Genomic DNA, 22,135 nt, shown 5'->3' with positions numbered 1-22,135 from the left:
GACCGTAGGGAACCGGAGAGCCGGATCGACACCGTTGACGGGAGCCCTTGACGCGACTCTGACGGGAGCTCTCGTACCGCCGTCAAAAGTCCGTCAAAGTCGGCTCTTTCAGCGCGAAGATGCCGCAAGGAATGGTCATATGCGGCCGGAAACGGACACACCCTGAGTGCATCGCGCACACCGCAGTACCACGGCCCTCGTGCGCGGCGCGGAAGAAGGAGCACGCACCCATGTCCGTCCTGACCACCGAGCCCGGCGGCACCGCCCCCGTCGGCGAGGAGCCGCGGGATACCGGCGAACGGCACCGGCTGACCGCCGTCACCGGGCTGGCCGCCCTGTCCCTGGACGCGATGGCGTCGGTGGCGTATGGCCCCGAGGCCATCGTCCTCGTGCTGGCCGCCGCCGGATCGCACGGCCTGGGCTTCACGCTGCCGGTGACGCTGGCCATCGCGGGCCTGCTGGCGGTGCTGGTCGCCTCGTACCGACAGGTGGTCGCGGCCTTCCCGGACGGCGGTGGCTCCTACGCCGTGGCGAAGACGCACCTGGGGGTGCGGACGAGCCTGGTGGCCGCCGCCTCGCTGGTCCTGGACTACGTCCTCAACGTGGCCGTCGCCGTCACGGCCGGTGTGGCAGCCCTGACTTCCGCCTTCCCCGCTCTGTACGACGACCGGCTGTGGCTGTGCCTGGGCGTACTGGTGCTGATCACGGCCGTGAACCTGCGCGGCATCGTCGAGTCGGCGAGGGTGTTCATCGTGCCGACCGTCGTCTTCGTCGGCTCGATCCTCGTGCTGATAGGCGTCGGCCTCTTGCGCTCCGAACCGGTGAGCACGGCCACCGCGGCCGGGCACACGTCGGTCCTGGCGGACAACGCGACCAGCGTGGGCGCACTGCTCCTGCTGAAAGCCTTCGCCTCCGGGTGCTCCGCGCTGACGGGTGTCGAGGCGATCGCCAACGCCGTGCCCTCCTTCCGCCGCCCGCGCGTCAAGCGCGCCCAGCGGGCGGAGGTCGCCCTCGGCGCGGTCCTCGGTGTGATGCTGATCGGCCTGTCGGTGCTGATCTCCCGCTTCCACCTCCAGCCGGTCGAGGGCGTCACCGTCCTCGCCCAGCTCGCGGACGCCTCCCTCGGCCACAACTGGGCCTTCTACGTCATCCAGTTCGCGACGATGATCCTGCTCGCCCTGTCGGCGAACACGTCCTTCGGCGGGTTGCCCGTGCTGCTGAAGCTGCTGGCCCGCGACAACTACCTGCCGCACGTGTTCGCCCTGAAGGCCGACCGGCAGGTCCACCGGCACGGGGTGCTCGCCCTGGCCGCCGTGTCCGCCGCACTGCTGGTCTTCTCCGGCGGCGACACCAACACCCTGGTGCCGCTCTTCGCCATCGGCGTCTTCGTCGGCTTCACCATCGCCCAGGTGGGCATGGTCCGGCACTGGCGCCTTGAGCGTGGCCCGGGATGGCGCGGCAAGGCGCTGCTCAACGGCTTTGGGGCGGCGCTGACGGGTGTCGCGACGATCGTCGTCACGGCGAGCAAGTTCGATGAGGGCGCCTGGCTGATCGTCGTCGAACTGCCGCTGCTGGTGGCGGCCTTCGTCGCCGTACACCGCGCCTACGCGCGAATCGGCGAGCGGCTGGGCCTCGGCCGCGTCCCGGAGCACCCGCACCGCGACTGGTCCGTCGTGATCGTTCCGGTCTCCTCCCTCTCCCGCCTGACGTCCGAGGCACTGAGCGCCGCCGCCTCCCTCGGCGACGAGGTCCGCGCGGTCACCGTCTGCTACCCGGACCCCGAGGACCGCGCGCAGATGCACGCCCTGGAGGGCGCATGGGCCGAGTGGGACCCCGGCGTACCCCTGGTCCGGCTGACCTCCGAGCGCCGCACCCTGGGCCACCCCATCGCTGCCTACGTGCGTGAGGTCATGACGTCCGAGCCGGCCACCCGGGTCACCGTCCTGATCCCCGAGACCGAGCCGGAGCGGCTGTGGCAGAGGCTGCTGCAGAACCAGCGGGGGGCGGTCGTCGCGCACGCCGTGCGGCGCGAGACGGACGCGGTCATCTGCCGGCTCCGCTTCCGGCTGCTGTGAGTGACGTCCCGCACAGTCACGGGCGGCTCACCCACCGGTACCGATCAGGGGCGTAAGAGTCCCGTCAAAGGTGTGAGTGTCGCCGTAAGAGAGCCGTCAATGGCCGGCCGGATCCGGCCACGGAGGCGGTTTCCTCTAATCGTCCGTTCTTCTCCCGCACCTCACTCCAGGAGTTCGCGATGGCCGATCTGGCCTTCGTCGTCATCACGATCGCGGTGTTCGCGCTGGTGGCTCTCGTCGCCAAGGGGGTGACGAAGCTGTGACCGTCGAAAACATCGTCGGCCTGATCGTGGCCGTCGCCCTGCTGGGCTATCTCGTCCTCGCCCTGATCTTCCCGGAGAGGTTCTGAGATGGGTCCCGTACTCGCCGGCGTCCTCCAACTGCTCGCCCTCATAGGCGCACTGGCGCTCGCCTACATCCCTCTCGGCAACTACATGGCGAAGGTCTATTCCTCCGACAGCCATTGGCGGGTCGAGAAGTGGATCTACAAGGGCATCGGTGCCGACCCCGACACCGACATGCGCTGGCCGGCCTATCTGAGGGGCGTGCTCGCCTTCTCGGCGGTCAGCGTTCTCTTCCTCTACCTGTTGCAGCGGGTCCAGGGCGTCCTACCCGGTTCGCTGGGCTTCAAGGCGATCGACCCCGACCAGGCGTTCAACACCGCCGCGTCGTTCGTCACGAACACCAACTGGCAGTCGTACTACGGCGAGCAGGCCATGGGCCACGTCGTGCAGACCGCCGGTCTGGCTGTGCAGAACTTCGTGTCGGCGGCGGTCGGCATCGCGGTGGCGGTGGCGCTGGTGCGCGGCTTCGCCCGCTCCCGCACCGGTGAACTGGGCAACTTCTGGTCCGACATGGTGCGCGGAGTCACCCGCATCCTGCTGCCGGGCGCCTTCATCGCGGCGATCGTGCTGGTCGCCTGCGGTGCCATCCAGAACTTCTCCGGCATCCACGAGGTCGGTCAGTTCATGGGCGGCTCGCAGCAGTGGAACGGCGGGGCGGTCGCCTCGCAGGAGGCCATCAAGGAGTTCGGGACCAACGGTGGCGGCTACTTCAACGCCAACTCCGCCCACCCGTTCGAGAACCCGACCCCCTTCACCAACCTCTTCGAGATCTTCCTGCTGCTGGTCATCCCGTTCGCGTTGACCCGGACGTTCGGCGTGATGGTCGGCAGTGTGAAGCAGGGTTACGCGATCCTCGCCACCATGGCCACCATCTGGGTCGGTTTCGTCGCGCTCATGATGTGGACCGAGTTCGCTCATCACGGCCCGGCGCTCCAGATCGCCGGCGGTGCCATGGAAGGCAAGGAGGTCCGCTTCGGCGTCGGATCGTCCTCGATCTTCGCGGTGTCGACCACCCTCACCTCGACCGGTGCGGTGGACTCCTTCCACTCCTCCTTCACCGGCCTCGGCGGCGGCATCACGATGCTGAGCATGATGCTGGGCGAGATCGCGCCCGGCGGCACCGGCTCCGGCCTCTACGGCATGCTCGTCATGGCGGTCATCGCCGTGTTCATCGCCGGTCTGATGGTCGGCCGTACGCCCGAGTACCTGGGCAAGAAGATCGGCACCCGCGAGATCAAGCTCGCCGCCTGCTACATCCTGATCACCCCGGCCCTGGTGCTCATCTTCACGGCCGCCGCGATGGCTCTGCCGACGCCCGGCAACTCGATGACGAACTCCGGCGCACACGGCTTCTCCGAGATCCTCTACGCCTATACGTCCGGCGCGAACAACAACGGCTCGGCCTTCGCCGGTCTGAACGCGGACACGCAGTGGTTCAACACCACGATCGGGCTGGCGATGATCCTGGGCCGGTTCCTGCCCATGATCTTCGTGCTGGCGCTGGCCGGCTCGCTCGCCGAGCAGCGGCCCATTCCGGTCACCGCAGGCACCCTGCGCACCGAGAAGCCGCTGTTCACCGGTCTGCTGGTGGGCGCGATCCTGATCATCACCGGCCTCACGTACTTCCCGGCCCTCGCCCTGGGCCCGCTGGCCGAGGGGCTGGCGTCATGACAACCGACACGACGAAGCAAGAGGACGCGATGTCCACAGCCACCCCGACCCGGGCGCCCCACAGCGACGTGCCCTCCGGGCACAAGCCCGCCGAGGGCCGTGTCGGCGCGGGCCTCTTCGACCCCAGGCAGCTTCTGAAGTCGCTGCCGGACGCCTTCCGCAAGCTCGACCCGCGGGTGATGGTCAAGTCGCCCGTGATGTTCGTGGTGTGGATCGGGTCCGTCCTGACCACCGTGTTCTCCTTCCGGGACCCGGGCGACTGGTTCGGCTGGACGATCAGCGTCTGGCTGTGGCTGACCGTCGTCTTCGCCAACCTGGCGGAGGCGGTCGCCGAGGGCCGGGGCAAGGCGCAGGCCGACACCCTGCGCAAGGCCAAGACCGACACCGTGGCACGCCGGCTGCTCAAGGACGGCGCCGAGGAGCAGGTGCCGGGCACGGAGTTGAAGATCGGTGACCTGGTCGTCTGCGAGGCAGGCGACATCATCCCGGGAGACGGTGACGTCGTCGAGGGCGTCGCGTCGGTCGACGAGTCGGCGATCACGGGTGAATCGGCGCCGGTGATCCGTGAGTCGGGCGGCGACCGCAGCGCCGTCACCGGCGGCACGAAGGTCCTCTCCGACCGCATCGTCATCAGGATCACGACAAAGCCGGGCGAGACCTTCATCGACCGGATGATCAGCCTGGTCGAGGGCGCGGCCCGGCAGAAGACGCCGAACGAGATCGCGCTGAACATCCTGCTCGCCTCGCTGACGATCGTGTTCCTGCTGGCCGTCGCCACGCTGCCGCCGTTCGCGGACTATGCGGGCACCCACCTGACGATGGTCGTCCTGGTCGCCCTGCTGGTATGCCTGATCCCGACCACCATCGGAGCCCTGCTCTCGGCGATCGGCATCGCGGGCATGGACCGCTTGGTGCAGCGCAACGTCCTGGCGATGTCCGGCCGCGCGGTCGAGGCCGCCGGCGATGTGTCGACCCTGCTGCTCGACAAGACCGGCACCATCACGCTGGGCAACCGCCAGGCGTCCGAGTTCGTGCCGGTGTCGGGAACCACGGAGGCCGAGGTCGCCGATGCCGCCCAGCTGTCGTCGCTGGCCGACGAGACCCCGGAGGGCCGCTCCATCGTCGTACTGGCGAAGGAGAAGTACGGCCTGCGCGAGCGACACCAGGGAGAGCTCGCCGGAGCCGAGTGGATCGCCTTCACCGCCCAGACCCGGATGTCCGGCGTGGACGTCGACGGCAGGAAGATCCGCAAGGGCGCCGCAGGATCGGTCATCGCGTGGGTGACGGAACAGGGCGGCGAAGTCGCGCGGGACGCCTCGGATCTGACGGACCGCATCTCCGAGGCCGGCGGCACCCCGCTGCTCGTCGCGATCGAGGACACCGACGGCGCTCGCGTCCTGGGCGTCATCCACCTCAAGGACGTCGTCAAGGACGGCATGCGCGAGCGGTTCGACGAACTGCGCCGCATGGGCATCAAGACCGTCATGATCACCGGCGACAACCCGCTGACGGCCAGGGCGATCGCCGAGGAGGCGGGCGTCGACGACTTCCTCGCGGAGGCCACCCCCGAGGACAAGATGGCCCTCATCAAGCGGGAGCAGGCCGGCGGCAAGCTCGTCGCGATGACCGGCGACGGCACGAACGACGCGCCCGCGCTGGCCCAGGCGGACGTCGGCGTGGCGATGAACACGGGCACGTCGGCCGCCAAGGAGGCCGGCAACATGGTCGACCTCGACTCCAACCCGACCAAGCTCATCGAGATCGTCGAGATCGGCAAGCAACTCCTCATCACCCGTGGTGCGCTGACCACGTTCTCCATCGCCAACGACGTCGCGAAGTACTTCGCGATCATCCCGGCGCTGTTCGCGGCCGTCTACCCGGGCCTGGACAAGCTCAACATCATGGGCCTGGCCTCGCCGGACTCCGCGATCCTGTCAGCAGTCGTCTTCAACGCGCTGATCATCATCGCGCTGGTGCCGCTGTCCCTGAAGGGCGTGCAGTACCGGCCGGTGAGTGCCGACAAGATGCTGCGGCGCAACCTCACGATCTACGGCATCGGCGGCCTGATCGCCCCGTTCATCGGCATCAAGATCATCGACCTGCTCGTCTCCCTCATCCCCGGAATCGGTTGAGCCGCCATGAACAACTCCGTATCGAACACCGTCCGGTTGCTCGGGGCGGGCCTGCGGGCCCTCCTCGTGCTGACCCTGGTGACCGGCGTCATCTACCCCCTCGCGGTGACCGGCGTGGCGCAGGCGCTTTTCCACGACGAGGCCAACGGCTCCGAGATCAAGGCGGACGGAAAGGTGGTCGGCTCCTCCCTGATCGGGCAGTCGTACAACCTGCCGCTGAAGAAGGGCGAGGAGACCCCGGAGCCCGACCTGAAGTGGTTCCAGGGCCGCCCGCAGAACGGCCTCGGCACCAACAGCGTCAACACCCGGTACAAGCTGATCCTGTCCGGCGCCACCAACCGGTCCGCCGACAACAAGGACCTGATCGACTGGGTGACCGCCGCCAAGGCCGCCGTCGTCAAGGACAACTCGACCGCCGACTACAAGGTCAAGCCGTCCGAGGTCCCCGCCGACGCCGTCACCTCTTCCGGCTCCGGCCTCGACCCGGACATCTCCCCGGAATACGCGGAGATCCAGGTACACCGGGTCGCCGAGAAGAACGGCCTGTCCGTCGCCCAGGTGGAGAAGCTGCTCAAGAAGCACACCGAGAGCCGCACCCTCGGCTTCATCGGCGAGCCCCGCGTGAACGTTCTCGAGCTCAACATCGCGCTCAAGGAACTCGTGGCGAAGAGCTGAAGAGCACAAGAGCCGACAGGCTGTTGAGCCGATGGCTTTACGCGACCCGCGTGGGAGTTGGCGGCCCGGGAGGAATCCTGGGTCCGTCAACTCCCGTGGTCATGACGCCGGTTGCCGTGCTCCTGGCGCCCACGTGCCCGACGTACGACAGGAAAGGCTCACGCCCATGACAAGGGTGCTGGTGGTGGAGGACGACCCGCAGCTCGTCCGGGCCCTCATCATCAATCTCCAGGCACGCCAGTACGGGGTCGACGCGGCCCCCGACGGCGCCACCGCGCTCCGGCTCGCGGCAGCACGTCAGCCCGACGTCGTCATGCTCGACCTCGGGCTGCCCGACATGGACGGCGTCGACGTCATCAAGGGCCTGCGCGGCTGGACCCGCGTCCCGATCCTGGTGCTGTCCGCCCGGCAGGCGTCCGACGAGAAGGTCGCCGCGCTCGACGCCGGCGCCGACGACTACGTCACCAAGCCGTTCAGCATGGACGAGCTGCTGGCCCGGCTGCGGGCCGCCGTCCGCCGTACCGAAGAAGTACCGCTCGCGTTCGGGGCGACGCACGTGGAGACGGACGACTTCACCATCGACCTACTGGCCAAGAAGGCCGTACGCCAGGGCCGCGACATCCGCCTCACCCCCACCGAATGGCACCTGCTGGAGATCCTGGTCACCAACCCGGGCCGGCTGATCACCCAGAAGCAGCTGCTCCAGGACGTCTGGGGCGTCTCCCAGAGCAACAAGACCAACTACCTGCGCGTCTACATGGCCCAGCTCCGTCGCAAACTGGAATCGGACCCCTCCCACCCCCGCTATCTCATCACCGAGCCCGGCATGGGCTACCGCTTCGAAGCATGAACGAAGGGCGTACATGGCACGCGGCAAGCTCCGGATCTACCTCGGCGCGGCGCCCGGCGTCGGCAAGACCTACGCCATGCTCTCCGAGGCGCACCGCCGCGTGGAGCGGGGCACCGACTGCGTGGTCGCCTTCGTCGAGCATCACCACCGGCCGCGCACCGAGGTGATGCTGCACGGCCTGGAGCAGATCGCGCGCAAGGAGATCGAGTACCGGGACGGCACCTTCACCGAGATGGACGTGGACGCGGTGCTGGCCCGCCGTCCGCAGGTGGCGCTCGTCGACGAACTCGCCCACAGCAACGTCCCCGGCTCCCGCAACGAGAAACGCTGGCAGGACGTGGAGGAGCTGCTGGCCGCCGGCATCAACGTCATCTCCACGGTGAACATCCAGCACCTGGAGTCGCTCGGCGACGTGGTGGAGTCGATCACGGGAGTACGGCAGAGGGAGACGGTCCCGGACGAGGTCGTACGCCGGGCCGACCAGATAGACCTGGTCGACATGTCCCCGGAGGCGCTGCGCCGCCGTATGGCGCACGGCAACATCTACAAGCCGGACAAGGTCGACGCGGCCCTGTCCAACTACTTCCGCCCCGGCAACCTCACCGCCCTGCGGGAGCTGGCGCTGCTGTGGGTGGCCGACCGGGTCGACGCCTATCTGACCGAGTACCGCAGCGCGCACAGCGTCTCCACCATCTGGGGCTCGCGGGAGCGGATCGTGGTCGGCCTGACCGGCGGCCCCGAGGGCCGTACGCTCATCCGCCGCGCCGCCCGGCTGGCGGAGAAGGGCGCCGGCGGCGAGGTGCTGGCGGTCTACATCTCGCGCAGCGACGGCCTCACCGGAGCCTCCCCGAAGGAACTGGCCGTCCAGCGGACCCTGGTGGAGGACCTCGGTGGCACCTTCCACCACGTCGTCGGCGACGACATACCGGCCGCACTTCTGGACTTCTCGCGGGGGGTGAACGCCACCCAGATCGTGCTGGGCGTCTCCCGCCGCAGAACCTGGCAGTACGCCTTCGGCCCCGGCGTCGGAGCCACCGTCGCCCGCGAGTCCGGACCCGACCTCGACGTCCATCTCATCACCCACGACGAGGCGGGCAAGGGACGCGGACTCCCGGTCGCCCGCGGAGCACGCCTCGGCCGGTCCCGCCTCATCTGGGGCTGGGTGGCCGGCCTCGGCGGCCCCGTGCTGCTGACCTGGCTGCTGAGCGGTGTCTCCCCTGATGTCGGACTCGCCAATGACATGCTGCTCTTCCTGGCGATGACGGTGGCCGCGGCCCTGCTCGGCGGCCTGTTCCCGGCCCTGGCCTCGGCGGCGGCCGGTTCCTTGCTGCTGAACTGGTACTTCACCCCGCCCGTCCACACCTTCACCATCGCCGACCCGAAGAACATCGTGGCCATCGCGATCTTCGTCGGAGTCGCGGTGTCCGTGGCGTCCGTGGTCGACCTCGCGGCCCGCCGCACCCACCAGGCCGCACGCCTGCGGGCCGAGTCGGAGATCCTGTCCTTCCTCGCAGGCAACGTCCTGCGGGGCGAGACCAGCCTGGAGGCGCTGTTGGAGCGCGTCCGCGAGACCTTCGGCATGGAGTCGGCGGCCCTGCTGGAGCGCGAGAGCGACGTGACACCCTGGACCTGCGCAGGCAGCGTCGGCCCACAGCCCTGCACCACCCCCGACGAGGCTGACGTCGACGTCTCGGTCGGTGACCACATGGCGCTGGTGCTGACCGGACGGGTCCTGCCCGCCGAGGACCGGCGGGTGCTCGCGGCCTTCGCGGCCCAGGCCGCCGTGGTCCTGGACCGCCGGCGGCTTCGGCAGGAGGCCGACCAGGCCAAGGAACTGGCCGAGGGCAACCGCATCCGCACTGCCCTGCTCGCCGCCGTCAGCCACGACCTGCGCACCCCGCTCGCCGGCATCAAGGCCGCGGTCACTTCCCTGCGCTCGGACGACGTTGCATGGTCGGAGGAGGACCAGGCGGAGTTGCTGGAGGCCATCGAGGAGGGCGCCGACCGCCTGGACCACCTCGTCGGCAACCTCCTCGACATGTCCCGTCTGCAGACCGGCACGGTCACACCGATCATCCGCGAGACCGACCTCGACGAAGTCGTGCCCATGGCGCTCGGCGGTGTGCCCGAGGACAGCGTGGAGCTCGACATCCCGGAGACGTTGCCCATGGTCGACGTCGACCGGGGGCTTCTGGAACGGTCCGTCGCCAACATCGTCGAGAACGCGGTGAAGTACAGTCCGGCGGACACCCCGGTGCTGGTGTCGGCGAGCGCCATCGCGGACCGGGTGGAGGTGCGCGTCGTAGACCGTGGTCCGGGCGTCCCCGACGAGGCCAAGGGCCGCATCTTCGAACCCTTCCAGCGCTACGGCGACTCGCCGCGCGGCACCGGTGTCGGCCTCGGTCTGGCGGTCGCCCGCGGCTTCGCCGAGGCCATCGGCGGCACCCTCGACGCCGAGGACACGCCTGGCGGGGGCCTCACCATGGTGCTGAGCCTGCCGCGGACGGCGGGCCACCCCGGGACACCGGAAGCGGACCTGCCGGCCGTGGCCACGTCCTGAGGGCAGACGCGCGAAGAGGGGCCCAGGGGCCCTTCAAGCCACTCGGGCTCCGTCACATCGGCGAATCCCTGCGGGTATGACACGACCACACAGATGCCCTGACTGGGCGGGTCGGGCCCGACCATGCCGCCACCCGCCCCTCCTCGCGACATCGCCTCGCACTATCCGGTGCCACGTGGCACCACATGGCATCACATGGCGCTGCGTGGTGCCACACGTTGCCGTCAGGTGCCGTTTTGCGTCCTCGGGAGCGTATTCGGGCGCGCGGCGCCACAATCACTCAGATCGATGTCGATACGTTTCTGCAGCTCATGGCTGTCTTGGTGAGGGTGGGCCGGAAGGTGGCGCCTACCGGCTTGCGTGAGGTGCCATCATGGTGCCATGGTGGCGTTATGGACCTCACCCCATACGTCGACACTCTCCGCCGCGAGCTTGCGGTGGCCGCCGAAGCCGGCGGTGACGAAGCCCGCGAGCTGGCCGAGAGGCTCACCGCTCCCCTGGAGTCGGCGACCCGGCTGATCATGCTCAACGTGCTCTCCGCCGCGATGGACGAGATCACCCGCGACCTCGCCCCCGGCTCGGTCGACGTACGGCTGCGCGGGCTCGACCCCGACTTCGTGGTGACACCACCGCCCACCTACGGCGGCGCCCCCGCGGAACCCGTCGCGCCCGTCGAACCGTTCAGGACTCCGGCCCCGGCCGACGGCGACGAGGGTGGCACCGCCCGTGTCAACCTGCGTCTGCCGGCCCACCTCAAGGCACGCGCCGAGGAGGCCGCGAGCCGCGAGGGCCTGTCGGTCAACGCGTGGCTGGTGCGGGCCGTGTCGGTCGCGGTCGACAGCGGCGCCCGGCCACGTACGACGGAGAAGACCCAGACCGTCGGACAGAGCTTCACGGGCTGGGTGCGCTAGCCGCGCCCCCCGCCCGCACCCCCCCAAAAAAAGAACCAGCACAGCACCCACACCACGTCCCACCAGCGGGGACGCCCCAAAGACTCATGAGGACGGGACAGCCATGCCTTCTTTCGATACTCCCGAACCGATTTCGGTCACCGCCTACGTGTACGCCGGTTCCATCCAGTTCACCGCAGGCGACCGCCCCGACACCGTCGTCGAGGTACGGCCCCGCGACCCGAAGAAGGACCTGGACGTACGGACGGCCGACCAGACCGAGGTCGCCTACGCGAGCGGCACCCTGACCGTCACCACACCCAGGGCCAATCTGCTCGGGCGCGGCGGCACCGTCGATGTGACAGTGGAACTGCCTACGGGCTCGAACATCGACGTGACCGGCGCCGGGGCCAGAGTGCTCGGCGAAGGCCGGCTCGGCGAGGTCCGCGTGAAGACCTCGGCCGGAGATGTCCGCCTCGACACCACCGGCCCGCTGCAGCTGAAGGCGTCGCACGGCTCGACCACCGTCGACCGGGTCGAAGGCATGGCCGAGATCACCAGCAGCACCGGCAACGTCCGCGTCGGCCTCGTCGACGGCCCCGCCGTCCTGAAGAACTCCCACGGCACCACGACCGTCGGCGCCGTGACCGGCGAGCTGCGGGTGAACGGCGCCAACGGCGCCATCGACATCAGGCGCGCCGAGGCGTCGGTCACCGGCACCACCACCAACGGTCTCCTTCGCGTCGCCGAAGTCGCCTGCGGCAGCGTCCAGTTGGAGACCTCCAACGGCTCCATCGAGGTCGGTGTCCGCGAGGGCGCCGCCGCCTGGCTCGACGTCAGCTCCAACCGCGGGCAGGTACGCAACGCGCTCGCCGCGTCCGACGCCCCGGAGCTGACCGAGGGCACCGTCAAGGTCCACGCACGGACCAACTGGGGCAACATCGACATCGTCCGTGCCAAAGCCTGAGCGCCTCCTGGCAACCGGCAACCGGCAACCGGTCAGCCGGCCTTCAACAGCAGGTCGGTGAGTGCATCCGGCACGGCGACCATGCAGTCATGGCCGCTCCGCAGCGCAGCCGGTACAACGGGACTGGCCGGTCGAGGCCGAGCTCCTCACAGGTCTCACGTATGGCGGCCTGCTGCGGCGTCTCGTCGACCTCACCGCCCCCTGCCACGCCCTGCCAGACGTTCATGTCCTCGCGTCGCAGCAGCACAGCGAATTCGACCTGGTCGCCGACTCGGCGGAAGGGAACGACAAGGACTTGAAAAGGGGCTCAGGACATCGTCACTCCTTGACCAGCCGTGGTTCTCAGGGCTGGTTGGACAAGGCGGCGAAGGTCTCGACGATTGCTCTGCGGTCGGCCTCCTGGGCGACCAGGGCGTGCAACAGCAGCCGTGCCTGAAACGGGCCGAGGTCGCCGGCCGGGATGAGACCGCGGTCGATGAGGTCCTTCTCCGATCCTGGGTAGCTGTACGTTCTGCTCAGCACGGGGCCACTGCCGATGCGCGAAGCAAGAACGACGGGGATGCGGGAGGCGAGCGCTTCGAGTGTCTCCACGAGGCGTTGGGGGACGTGGCCGACGCCGAAGGCGGCGATGACGAGCCCGTCGCAGAGGCTGTCCCACGCGGAGAGCAGTGTGCCGTCGTCACCGAGGCTGACGGCATACATGCCTACGCGGACCTCGCGGCTCGGTGGCCTGAGGGGGGCTGGACGTCGGGGCGGGGAAGAGAGCAGACGTACGCGGTCCTCCGTGACGCGGCCGATGGGGCCTGCCCCAGGTGAGGCGAACGCTGCGGGGCTGGTGGTGTGGGCCTTGCGGACGTGCCGTGCCACGTGGATCTCGTCGTTCAGCACGACCAGCGCTCCGGCGCCGCGCAGGCACGGGTCTGCGGCGGCAATGACGGCCGCGTACAGGTTTGCGGGGCCGTCGGGGCCGGCCATCGTGGGGTTACGCATGGCGCCGGTGACGACGATGGGCTGGTCGTGACCATGGTGCAGGTCGAGGAAGAACGCGGTCTCCTCGATGGTGTCGGTGCCCTGTGTGATCACGATGCCGTCGATGTCGCCGCCGTCGAGGGTGTTGCCGATAACGGCGGCGAGTTCGGTGAGGTCGTCGAAAGTGAGTGACGCGCCGGGTACCCGGCGGAAGTCGTGGACGAGCAGCTCGACGCCGCACTTGTCGAGGCCGGGGACGCCGGCGAGGAGATCGTGTGCGGACAAGGCGGGTACGACTCCACCGGTCAGCGGATCGGTGGTCATGGCGATGGTGCCGCCCAGCGAGTAGACCGCCACCGTTCTCGTTGCCCCCACCATGCCCCCAGGCTCGCGCTCGTCAGGTCCGGTTCGTGAGGAGATCGTCACGTATCCCGCCCACGGAGATCGCCTGATGCAGGCTATCGGTCGCTTCAGCGTGTGTGCCGGCCTCGAACCCGACCGGCCGATGCGACAAGCTGCAACACGTAGGCCGCTGGTCATGCATGGCTCGACCGATGGCCGGCCATGAAAGCGGAGGACCTCGAAGAAACCGCCCACTACAACTACGGGATTACCCTGGGCCGAGTTCGGGGGAGGCTCGGCAATATCCGTCTCCTGCACTCCACGCCGAGGAGAGGCTCGCTCTGGGGGAGGCGTACACGGTGTCGGGTCACGTGCCGCTGCAGCCCGGACCATATCCGCGTGACGGGCCGGACACTGGCATGCGGCTACGGCAAGCCCTCTACCAAGCGTTCACCGTACGGTGTTCAAGCTGCTGTTGGGCGGGATTCCGGAAGGTTTCCAGGTGAGTCACGCCGAGCCTCATCCGTGCCACCACACTTGATGCTGCAACGCGAACCGCCTGGAGGCCGTGGTCAAAGAGAGAAGCGTTGCCCGTAGCGACTGAAGGAGGGCGCGTGCCCGGAGGGCCCACTGCCGACACGGCCACGAGTACATGCCGGAGAACGTATGCCTGGGCTCTCGTCGGCAGGTCCGGCAGGTCCGGCGGGTCCGGCAGTCCTGGAGCGGGGCAAGGCCCGCTACATTCACCCCGGCGATGTGACATCTCGTGACAGATGAGAGGCTCAGGCGGGTGAGTGAGACACCGATGAACACCCTGCAATACCGCTTCGACGGACCAGAAGACGCCCCGGTCCTGATCCTCGGTCCCTCACTGGGCACCACCTGGCACATGTGGGACCGCCAGGTTCCCGAACTGGCCCAGCAGTGGCGGGTGTTCCGGTTCGACCTGCCGGGGCACGGCGGCGCCCCCGCCTACCCGGCGGGCTCGGTCTCCGACCTCGCCGACCGCCTCCTCGCCACGCTCGACGCGCTCGGGGTGCAGCGCTTCGGCTACGCGGGCTGTGCGTTCGGCGGCGCGGTCGGCGTGGAGCTGGCCCTGCGGCACCCGGAGCGTGTCGCCTCGCTGGCGCTGATCGCGGCCTCCCCGCGGTTCGGCACGGCCGACGAGTTCCGCCAGCGCGGCGTGATAGTCCGCACGAACGGCCTCGACCCCATCGCCCGCACCTCACCCGACCGCTGGTTCACCAGCGGCTTCGCGGCCGCGCAGCCCGCGATCACCGAGTGGGCGGTGCAGATGGTGCGCACCACCGACCCCGGCTGCTACATCGCGGCCTGCGAGGCCCTCGCCGCGTTCGACGTACGGGCCGAGATCGGTCGCGTGGGCGTGCCGACGCTCGTCCTCGTCGGCTCGGACGACCAGGTCACCGGCCCCGCCGAGGCACGCACCCTGGTCGCCGGCATCCCCGACGCCCGCCTGGCCGTCGTCCCCGGCGCCTCGCACCTGGTCCCCGTCGAGCAGCCCGCCGCCGTCACCGACCTGCTCGTCCGCCACTTCTCCACCGCCTGGCAGCCCGCCTACGACTCCGGCACCGGGCAGACGGCCATCCCGGGCGTCCCCGTCAGAGCCGTCCTGACCGCGCCCCAGCAGCCTCCGCAGCCCGTGGCCATCGCGGAGATCGCGCCCGCCCCCGTCGTCGAGCCGCCGCAGGTCATGGGCCGCCCCGATCCGTACGACGCCGGGCTGAAGGTGCGCCGGGAGGTCCTCGGCGACGCCCACGTCGACCGGGCGCTGTCGCAGGCCGACGAGTTCTCCGGGGACTTCCAGGAGTTCATCACCCGCTACGCCTGGGGCGAGATCTGGGACCGCCCCGGCCTGGACCGGCGCTCCCGCTCCTGCGTCACGCTCACTGCGCTGGTCGCCGGCGGCCATCTGGAGGAGCTCGCCTTCCACACCCGCGCCGCCCTGCGCAACGGCCTCACTCCGGACGAGATCAAGGAAGTGCTGCTCCAGGCGGCCGTCTACTGCGGCGTACCGGCGGCGAACAGCGCGTTCAAGGTGGCGCAGCAGGTCATCCGCGAGGAGACCACCCCCACCGAGTGAGCCCCGCCGGCGGCGCCGAGGCAGGATGGACGCCATGACGACGGATCTGTTGCTCACGAAGAAGTTTCACGCGTGCGTGCGCCTGGAGAAGGACGGGCGCACGCTCGTCCTCGACCCCGGCGGGTTTGGCGAGGAGGACGCGGCGGTCGGCGCGGACGCCATCCTGGTCACGCACGAGCACGCCGACCACTTCCACGAAGGCCGGCTGCGCACGGCCATGGACGCCAACCCGGCGGCCGAGATCTGGACCCTGAAGTCGGTCGCCGAGAAGATCTCCGCGGCCTTCCCCGGCCGCGTCCACACCGTCGGCCACGGCGACTCGTTCACCGCCGCGGGCTTCGACGTCCAGGTCCACGGCGAGCTGCACGCCGTCATCCACCCGGACATCCCGCGCATCACCAACGTCGGCTATCTCATCGACGACGGCCGCGTCTTCCACCCCGGCGACGCCCTCACCGTCCCCGACCGCTCCGTCGAGACGCTGATGCTCCCGGTGATGGCCCCCTGGAGCAAGATCTCCGAGGTCATCGACTACGTCCGTGAGGTGAAGCCACAGCGCGCCTACGACATCCACGACGCCCTCCTCACCGACCTCGCCCGCCCGATCTACGACAACCAGATCGGCTCCCTCGGCGGCTCGCGGCACCTGCGGCTGACGCCCGGCGAGACCGCACTCCTGTGAGTGTCGGACCTGCCGGGTAGGTTGTGAGACATGCGCATCGCGACCTGGAACGTCAACTCGATCACCGCCCGCCTGCCGAGGCTGCTGGCCTGGCTGGAGAGCAGCGGCACCGACGTGCTGTGCCTCCAGGAGGCCAAGGTCGCCGAGGAGCAGTTCCCGCTCGACCAGCTGCGCGAGCGGGGCTACGAGGCGGCCGTCCACGCCACGGGCCGGTGGAACGGCGTGGCGGTGATCTCCCGCGTCGGCCTGGCGGACGTCGTCAAGGGCCTGCCCGGCGACCCCGGCTACGACGGCGCGCCGGAGCCCCGCGCCATCTCGGCGACCTGCGGCCCGGTCCGCGTCTGGTCGGTGTACGTGCCGAACGGCCGCGAGGTCGACCACCCGCACTACGCCTACAAGCTCCAGTGGTTCGAGGCCCTCAAGGCGGCCGTCGCGGGCGACGCGGCGGGCGGCCGGCCCTTCGCGGTGATGGGCGACTACAACGTGGCGCCGACCGACGACGACGTCTACGACGTGGCCGCCTTCGAGGGCCTCACCCATGTCACCCCGGCCGAGCGGGCCGCCCTGGCCTCCCTGCGCGAGGCCGGCCTGTCGGACGTCGTCCCGCGCCCCCTGAAGTACGAGCACCCCTTCACGTACTGGGACTACCGCCAGCTCTGCTTCCCCAAGAACCGCGGCATGCGCATCGACCTGGTGTACGGCAACGAGCCGTTCGCCAAGGCCGTCAAGGACGCCTACGTCGACCGTGAGGAACGCAAGGGCAAGGGCGCCTCGGACCACGCACCGGTCGTCGTCGACCTCGACGTGTAGGTCCCGGGGAAGGCCAGCGCGCCTGTGGTGCACACCCCGGTGCCGGTGTCACGCTGAGCTTATGAACATCCCTTTCCTGGGCAACAGGAGCAAGAAGTACCGTGCGTCGGTGCTGGCCGAGGACCCCGAGGGGATCGCCGAACTCCTCTCCGAATGCGAGCTGTTGCGATCCATCGCAGCCCGGGAGGGGATCGGACTCGACGACACCGCCGCCTCGTTGGAGGCGCTGGACCAGCTTCCGCCGCGCTGGCGCGACGACGAGGACGGCCTGCAGTGGTTCGGCCATGACGCCGGGCTCTACCTGGGCACCGTCGTCGTGCGCACCGTGCCGGGCGCCGCCTGGGCGATCCGGCCCGGCGGCGAGCCGGTCGTCAGGCTGGAGTCCGGCCGGGAGGTCGACGTGGTCTCCGCAGGACACGAGTGGGCCGCGAGCGGCACTCCCGAACTGTCCCAGCTGTACGCAGAGGTGTCAGAGAACTGACTATCTGGAGTAAATACGGTTAATGACCGAAAAGTGCGTGTCGTGCCTTAACTCCAGCCATATGTGGATAGTTTGCGGCAACCACGACTTCTTCTCCAAGATCCTCAAGCACTGACCCCGACCTGCGGCAGCCACCGAGCCCACCCGCCCCGGCAACGGCCGGAGATCACTGCTCGCGCAGCGGAATCGACACGTACGACGGGTCGTCTCCCGGCGAGGAGAAGGTCAGCCGCGCGCCGGACGGGTTGTGCTCGATGTAGAGCGGGTCGACCGTGTCGACGACCAGGGCGAGCCGATGCCCTGCCGGGACGTCGTAGGCCGTGGAGAACAGGTCCAGGTCGAGACGGAACGGCTTGCCGGGCGTGCGCCCGTGGAAGGTGTACGGCGCGTTGCTGACCAGCTTGCCGAGGCCGAGCGGCCCCACGTCGTACAGATAGGCGACGAGGGTGCCGCTCTCCTCGGTCGGGGTGACGGTGGTGTGCAACCGCGCGGTGCCACGCACCTGTTGGGCCGTGGCGTACCTTTCCGACTGCCATACGGCGGCCCAGCGGCGGGGGAGCAGGGGAAGGGACGCCACCGGGGGGAGCTTCGCCACCTGGTCGAGGATGCTGGACAGGAAGACGATTCCGGCGTCCGCGCCCGAGTCGACGTTGGTGTGGAGGGTGGTCGTGCCCGCGAGGGCGATCTTCTTGCGGGTGGCGGTCACCGACTTCCAGTCCGGATAACCCTCGTAACCGCTTGTGGAACGGGACTTGAGCCGGACCGGCTGTTCCCGGTCGACGCCGTTGTCCTCACCCTTGAGGTAGTGGTCGAACCAGCGCTCGGTGGAGGTCCACACGTCGTTGGGCAGCCCGAGCAGGCCGGTGATCTCGGGGGTCGCGTGGTCGCCGGGGCGGAACTCCAGGCGCTTCGGGACGGTCAGCTTCTCGTAGAAGTCGGCGGTCTGGTTGGGCGGGAAGACCGTGTCGCCCCAGGCGCCGGCGAGCATGATCGCCGCACCGTTCTGGTTGAGCTGGTCCAGGTAGGTCGCGGCGGAACGTTTTCGCCCCCACTCGATCATGGCCTGTTCCCGGGACAGGTCGGAGGCGAAGAAGTCCGAGAAGACCCGCTGGGACTCGGCGCTGACCCGGCCGGTGACCGTGCCCACGGTGTCGAGCAGGGCCGCGGCCTGGGCGTGCTGGGTGCGACCCGAGTAGATCGAGTCGATCAGGTCCGCCCAGCCGCTGAGCGAGGCGACCGCCTTGACGCGCCGGTCGTGCGCGGCGGCCAGCAGGCTGATGCCGGCGCCGTAGGAGACGCCCGCCATGCCGACCTTCTTCGGGTCGCTCGGGGTGTGGGCGAGCGCCCAGTCGACGACCTTGGAGGCGTCGGCCACGTCGGGCGGGCCCGCCACCTCGATCGCGCCGCCGGACTGCCAGAAGCCCCGCACGTTGTAACTGAGCACGACATAACCGGTGTCGGCGAGTTTCTGGGCCTGGGCGAGATACTGGACCTGTGGGAAGCCCCAGGCCGTGGGCAGCACGATCAGCGGGTAACGGCGTTGTCCGTCGGCGCCCGCGGGGGTGACGACGTTGGCCTTGAGGACGGTCCCGCCGTCCCCGGCGATGTCGACGAAGCGGACGTCGTTCGTCGCCGCGTGCGCTGCGGGAGCCAGTGCGAGGACGCCCCCGGCGACCAGGGACGCGGAGACGGCGCCCACGGCGGTCGTGCGCAGGGCCTTGCGGTGCTGTCCCACGGTTCACTCCTCGACGTGCCCCAGTGCAAAGTGAACCGACGGTAACCGCGTTTCCCAGCCGAAGTAACCCGCCGGTAAGTTACGTGGGAGTAACGATTGTTGTGCTGTGCACGCGCTTGCCGGAAGGTGATCAGGACGCACGATGTGAGCTGCGCGAAGCCACCTCCTGGGACGGCAGCGGCGCCTGGGCGGCCCGGGTCACGTCGGCGACCAGATCCACCACATCGGGGCCGTACGCCTGCGAGTTGACCACCTTCAGCAACAGCACGAACGAGTTGTTCCCGTGTTTGCGGGCCAGCCGCTCGTGGTTGCGGGCGAGATAGCGGGTGGCGGCCTGGTTGGTGATCGCGCGCTGGCCGCAGAAGAGGAACACCGGCCGCATGTCACGCCGCCCGCCCGCGGTGAGCCGGGCCAGCAGCACATACTCCGTGATCCCCGCCTCCAGCCGGTAACGCTCGGGCCCGATCTGGAACGCCCCCCGGTCCGGCCCCGGTTCGGGGTCGACGTTGACGCGCACGCCCGGCAGCATCGCCGCCATGTGCGCCATCATGCGCCGGTTGGAGGCGGGGCCGCCCACGCAGAACTCGGTGCGCTCGCCGAAACCCTGCTGGGCGGTGTCCTGGGTGACCACCTGGACGTTGGCGCCGCAGTCCTTGATCAGCGCGGAGAGCTCCAGCAGCGCGAAGACGTCGAAGCGGTGCACCGCCGGTTCGGAGGACGCCGGGTCGCGGTTGACGACCAGCAGCGTCTCCGAGTTCTCCGGCAGCCCGAAGAACGCCTGCTTGCGCCGCAGTCGGCGCCGCCACAGGTACGTACGGGCGAGCCAGCCGAACGCGGCGCTGATACCGGCGGCGACCACGCCCAGGACGATGTTGCGCACGTCGTCGTTCATGGGCGCGCATGGTAGCGGGCGAGCATGACCGCTACGTACCCGTGTTCGAGGTGTGGCAGTCGTATGACAGTGCCCGGAAGGAGGCTGTCAGGCCCCCGTGAATATGGTTACGCTGCGCGGACGTCCCTGACTGGAGGTACGGATGCGTCGCCCTGTCGCGCGGAAACTGTCGGTCCTGGCGGTCTCGGCCGCCGTGGTCACGGTGGGGGCGGCAGCGCCACCCGCCGCACAGAGAACGGCGGTTGGGAAGGTACCCGTCGCCGTCGGCTACGGCGGCGCCGTGGCCAGCGTCGACGCGGACGCCTCCGCGGCCGGGATCGAGGTGCTGAGGAAGGGCGGCAACGCCGTCGACGCGGCCGTCGCCACCGCCGCCGCCCTCGGCGTCACCGAGCCCTACTCCTCCGGCATCGGCGGAGGCGGCTACTTCGTCTACTACGACGCCAAGTCCCGCACGGTGCACACCATCGACGGCCGCGAGACCGCGCCGCTGACGGCGGACTCCGGTCTCTTCCTGGAGAACGGCAAGCCGCTCGCCTTCGCGGACGCCGTCAGCAGCGGCCTCAGCGTCGGCACGCCGGGCACGCCGGCCACCTGGGCGACAGCACTGGGCAAGTGGGGCAGCGAACGGCTCGGCACGGTCCTGAAGCCCGCCGAGCGCATCGCCCGCAACGGCTTCACCGTCGACGACACCTTCCGCAGCCAGACCGCCGCCAACGAGACCCGCTTCCGCTACTTCCCGGACACGGCCAAGCTGTTCCTGCCGGGCGGCGGTCTCCCCGTCGTGGGCTCCACGTTCAAGAACCCCGACCTCGCCAAGACCTACGAGGAGCTGGGCAGGAAGGGCGTCGACGCGATCTACCGGGGCGACCTCGGCAAGGACATCGTCGATTCCGTCAACCACCCTCCCGTGGACCCGAGTTCGGGCTGGAACGCCCGGCCCGGCGACCTGACCGCCAAGGATCTCGCGGCCTACCGCGCCAAACCCCAGGCGCCGACGAGGACTTCGTACCGCGGACTGGGTGTCTACTCCATCGCGCCCTCGTCCTCGGGCGGCACAACGGTCGGTGAGGCCCTCAACATCCTTGAGAAGACGGACCTTTCGAAGGCGAGCGAGGTGCAGTATCTGCACCACTTCATCGAGGCGAGCAGGATCGCCTTCGCCGACCGGGGACGCTGGGTCGGCGACCCCGCCTTCGAGGACGTGCCCACGAAGCAACTGCTGTCGCAGAAGTACGCCGACTCCCGCGCGTGCCTCATCAAGGACGACGCGGTCCTCACCAGCCCCGTGGCACCGGGCGACCCGCGCCGTCCGGCCGCCTGCAACACCGGCGGCACGGCGGCGCCGACGACGTATGAGGGCGAGAACACCACGCACCTGACCGTCGCCGACAAGTGGGGCAACGTCGTCTCCTACACGCTCACCATCGAGCAGACCGGCGGCAGCGCCATCACCGTCCCCGGCCGCGGCTTCATCCTCAACAACGAGCTGACGGACTTCTCCTTCGCGCCCGCCAACCCGGCCGTCCACGACCCGAACCTGCCCGGCCCGGGCAAGCGGCCGCGGTCGTCGATCTCGCCCACCATCGTGCTGGACCGGCACAACGAGCCGGTGGTGGCGCTGGGTTCGCCCGGCGGCGCGACCATCATCACCACCGTGCTGCAGACCCTGACCGAGTTCCTCGACCGCCGTCTGCCGCTCGTCGACGCGATCGCCGCCCCGCGCGCCAGCCAACGCAACGCCGCGCAGACGGAGTTGGAGCCCGCGCTCTACAACGACGCCGGCCCGGACAGCCTGCGCGCCCGGCTGGAGGCCCTTGGCCACTCCTTCAAGCTCAACCCCGAGATCGGCGCCGCGACGGGCGTGCAGCGGCTGCCGAACGGCAAGTGGCTGGCCGCCGCCGAGACCGTACGGCGCGGCGGCGGCTCCGCGCAGGTGGTGCACCCGGCGCCGTAGCGGCC

The 22,135-nt window shown here is 69.6% G+C and carries 18 protein-coding genes; 14 read left to right on the top strand and 4 right to left on the bottom strand.

What is annotated here, in order from left to right:
• The first annotated feature begins 230 nt into the window (after positions 1 to 230).
• From ACZ5SK_RS17910 to ACZ5SK_RS17870, 9 genes are all read left to right on the top strand, one after another.
• Positions 231 to 2,075 carry an APC family permease gene (locus ACZ5SK_RS17910; RefSeq protein ID WP_334575897.1) on the top strand — a complete coding sequence of 615 codons (1,845 nt, stop codon included), beginning with the start codon at positions 231 to 233 and terminating at the stop codon, positions 2,073 to 2,075.
• Positions 2,076 to 2,334: 259 nt separating this feature from the next.
• Complete coding sequence (gene kdpF / locus ACZ5SK_RS17905) at positions 2,335 to 2,424, top strand: K(+)-transporting ATPase subunit F (RefSeq protein WP_099013225.1); 90 nt, start codon at positions 2,335 to 2,337, stop codon at positions 2,422 to 2,424.
• A 1-nt stretch (position 2,425) separates the two neighbouring features.
• A complete protein-coding gene (gene kdpA, locus ACZ5SK_RS17900) occupies positions 2,426 to 4,090 on the top strand; it encodes a potassium-transporting ATPase subunit KdpA (RefSeq protein ID WP_334575894.1) in 1,665 nt (554 codons plus the stop codon).
• Positions 4,087 to 6,222, top strand: coding sequence for a potassium-transporting ATPase subunit KdpB (kdpB, locus tag ACZ5SK_RS17895; protein WP_334575893.1), 2,136 nt, complete (start codon positions 4,087 to 4,089; stop codon positions 6,220 to 6,222). The genes kdpA and kdpB overlap by 4 nt, the downstream gene beginning before the upstream one ends.
• 6 nt (positions 6,223 to 6,228) lie before the next feature.
• Positions 6,229 to 6,897, top strand: coding sequence for a potassium-transporting ATPase subunit C (locus tag ACZ5SK_RS17890; protein WP_334575891.1), 669 nt, complete (start codon positions 6,229 to 6,231; stop codon positions 6,895 to 6,897).
• 166 nt (positions 6,898 to 7,063) lie between these two features.
• Positions 7,064 to 7,747 (top strand): response regulator transcription factor, encoded by a 684-nt coding sequence (locus tag ACZ5SK_RS17885; RefSeq protein WP_334575890.1) that lies wholly within the window; start codon positions 7,064 to 7,066, stop codon positions 7,745 to 7,747.
• Positions 7,748 to 7,760: 13 nt separating this feature from the next.
• Positions 7,761 to 10,307 (top strand): sensor histidine kinase KdpD, encoded by a 2,547-nt coding sequence (locus tag ACZ5SK_RS17880; RefSeq protein WP_334575889.1) that lies wholly within the window; start codon positions 7,761 to 7,763, stop codon positions 10,305 to 10,307.
• Positions 10,308 to 10,699: 392 nt separating this feature from the next.
• Entirely contained in the window at positions 10,700 to 11,218 is a 519-nt protein-coding gene (locus tag ACZ5SK_RS17875; RefSeq protein ID WP_334575888.1) for a hypothetical protein, read from the top strand.
• A 103-nt stretch (positions 11,219 to 11,321) separates the two neighbouring features.
• On the top strand, positions 11,322 to 12,164 hold the full coding sequence (locus ACZ5SK_RS17870) for a DUF4097 family beta strand repeat-containing protein (protein WP_361707852.1): 843 nt from the start codon (positions 11,322 to 11,324) through the stop codon (positions 12,162 to 12,164).
• A 43-nt stretch (positions 12,165 to 12,207) separates the two neighbouring features.
• Here the strand turns inward: ACZ5SK_RS17870 and ACZ5SK_RS17865 are convergent, their stop codons facing one another.
• A complete protein-coding gene (locus tag ACZ5SK_RS17865) occupies positions 12,208 to 12,411 on the bottom strand; it encodes an NUDIX domain-containing protein (protein ID WP_443041204.1) in 204 nt (67 codons plus the stop codon).
• A gap of 95 nt (positions 12,412 to 12,506) precedes the next feature.
• On the bottom strand, positions 12,507 to 13,511 hold the full coding sequence (locus tag ACZ5SK_RS17860; protein ID WP_334575885.1) for an asparaginase: 1,005 nt from the start codon (positions 13,509 to 13,511) through the stop codon (positions 12,507 to 12,509).
• Between the two features lie 754 nt (positions 13,512 to 14,265).
• On the opposite strand from ACZ5SK_RS17860, the gene pcaDC reads away from it, so the two are divergent.
• The 4 genes from pcaDC to ACZ5SK_RS17840 all read left to right on the top strand — a co-directional run bounded on the left by pcaDC (position 14,266) and on the right by ACZ5SK_RS17840 (position 17,549).
• Entirely contained in the window at positions 14,266 to 15,576 is a 1,311-nt protein-coding gene (pcaDC, locus tag ACZ5SK_RS17855; protein ID WP_468576267.1) for a bifunctional 3-oxoadipate enol-lactonase/4-carboxymuconolactone decarboxylase PcaDC, read from the top strand.
• Between the two features lie 46 nt (positions 15,577 to 15,622).
• Entirely contained in the window at positions 15,623 to 16,258 is a 636-nt protein-coding gene (locus tag ACZ5SK_RS17850) for an MBL fold metallo-hydrolase (protein ID WP_334581112.1), read from the top strand.
• A gap of 30 nt (positions 16,259 to 16,288) precedes the next feature.
• Positions 16,289 to 17,068: an exodeoxyribonuclease III gene (locus ACZ5SK_RS17845; RefSeq protein WP_334575859.1), complete on the top strand. Its 780-nt coding sequence runs from the start codon at positions 16,289 to 16,291 to the stop codon at positions 17,066 to 17,068.
• A 61-nt stretch (positions 17,069 to 17,129) separates the two neighbouring features.
• Complete coding sequence (locus ACZ5SK_RS17840) at positions 17,130 to 17,549, top strand: DUF6278 family protein (protein ID WP_334575858.1); 420 nt, start codon at positions 17,130 to 17,132, stop codon at positions 17,547 to 17,549.
• A 166-nt stretch (positions 17,550 to 17,715) separates the two neighbouring features.
• Here the strand turns inward: ACZ5SK_RS17840 and ACZ5SK_RS17835 are convergent, their stop codons facing one another.
• Together ACZ5SK_RS17835 and ACZ5SK_RS17830 are read right to left on the bottom strand one after the other, a co-directional pair.
• Positions 17,716 to 19,284: an alpha/beta fold hydrolase gene (locus tag ACZ5SK_RS17835; protein WP_334575857.1), complete on the bottom strand. Its 1,569-nt coding sequence runs from the start codon at positions 19,282 to 19,284 to the stop codon at positions 17,716 to 17,718.
• A 130-nt stretch (positions 19,285 to 19,414) separates the two neighbouring features.
• Positions 19,415 to 20,176 carry a hypothetical protein gene (locus tag ACZ5SK_RS17830; RefSeq protein ID WP_334575855.1) on the bottom strand — a complete coding sequence of 254 codons (762 nt, stop codon included), beginning with the start codon at positions 20,174 to 20,176 and terminating at the stop codon, positions 19,415 to 19,417.
• 142 nt (positions 20,177 to 20,318) lie between these two features.
• On the opposite strand from ACZ5SK_RS17830, the gene ggt reads away from it, so the two are divergent.
• Positions 20,319 to 22,130: a gamma-glutamyltransferase gene (gene ggt, locus ACZ5SK_RS17825; protein ID WP_468576266.1), complete on the top strand. Its 1,812-nt coding sequence runs from the start codon at positions 20,319 to 20,321 to the stop codon at positions 22,128 to 22,130.
• Positions 22,131 to 22,135 lie beyond the last annotated feature (5 nt).

The sequence above is a fragment of the Streptomyces sp. NPDC031474 genome (assembly GCF_055581185.1).
The sequence above is the reverse complement of the archived record's forward strand: the minus strand, read 5'-3'. Positions and strand labels throughout refer to the sequence as shown.

What these genes read in the sequence shown, in the direction of transcription:
- ACZ5SK_RS17910 (WP_334575897.1), top strand. Translation starts at nt 231, where the DNA reads ATGTCCGTCCTGACCACCGAGCCCGGCGGCACCGCCCCCGTCGGCGAG.
- kdpA (WP_334575894.1), top strand. Translation starts at nt 2,426, where the DNA reads ATGGGTCCCGTACTCGCCGGCGTCCTCCAACTGCTCGCCCTCATAGGC.
- kdpB (WP_334575893.1), top strand. Translation starts at nt 4,087, where the DNA reads ATGACAACCGACACGACGAAGCAAGAGGACGCGATGTCCACAGCCACC.
- ACZ5SK_RS17890 (WP_334575891.1), top strand. Translation starts at nt 6,229, where the DNA reads ATGAACAACTCCGTATCGAACACCGTCCGGTTGCTCGGGGCGGGCCTG.
- ACZ5SK_RS17885 (WP_334575890.1), top strand. Translation starts at nt 7,064, where the DNA reads ATGACAAGGGTGCTGGTGGTGGAGGACGACCCGCAGCTCGTCCGGGCC.
- ACZ5SK_RS17880 (WP_334575889.1), top strand. Translation starts at nt 7,761, where the DNA reads ATGGCACGCGGCAAGCTCCGGATCTACCTCGGCGCGGCGCCCGGCGTC.
- ACZ5SK_RS17875 (WP_334575888.1), top strand. Translation starts at nt 10,700, where the DNA reads ATGGACCTCACCCCATACGTCGACACTCTCCGCCGCGAGCTTGCGGTG.
- ACZ5SK_RS17870 (WP_361707852.1), top strand. Translation starts at nt 11,322, where the DNA reads ATGCCTTCTTTCGATACTCCCGAACCGATTTCGGTCACCGCCTACGTG.
- ACZ5SK_RS17860 (WP_334575885.1), bottom strand. Translation starts at nt 13,511, where the DNA reads ATGGTGGGGGCAACGAGAACGGTGGCGGTCTACTCGCTGGGCGGCACC.
- ACZ5SK_RS17845 (WP_334575859.1), top strand. Translation starts at nt 16,289, where the DNA reads ATGCGCATCGCGACCTGGAACGTCAACTCGATCACCGCCCGCCTGCCG.
- ACZ5SK_RS17840 (WP_334575858.1), top strand. Translation starts at nt 17,130, where the DNA reads ATGAACATCCCTTTCCTGGGCAACAGGAGCAAGAAGTACCGTGCGTCG.
- ACZ5SK_RS17830 (WP_334575855.1), bottom strand. Translation starts at nt 20,176, where the DNA reads ATGAACGACGACGTGCGCAACATCGTCCTGGGCGTGGTCGCCGCCGGT.
- ggt (WP_468576266.1), top strand. Translation starts at nt 20,319, where the DNA reads ATGCGTCGCCCTGTCGCGCGGAAACTGTCGGTCCTGGCGGTCTCGGCC.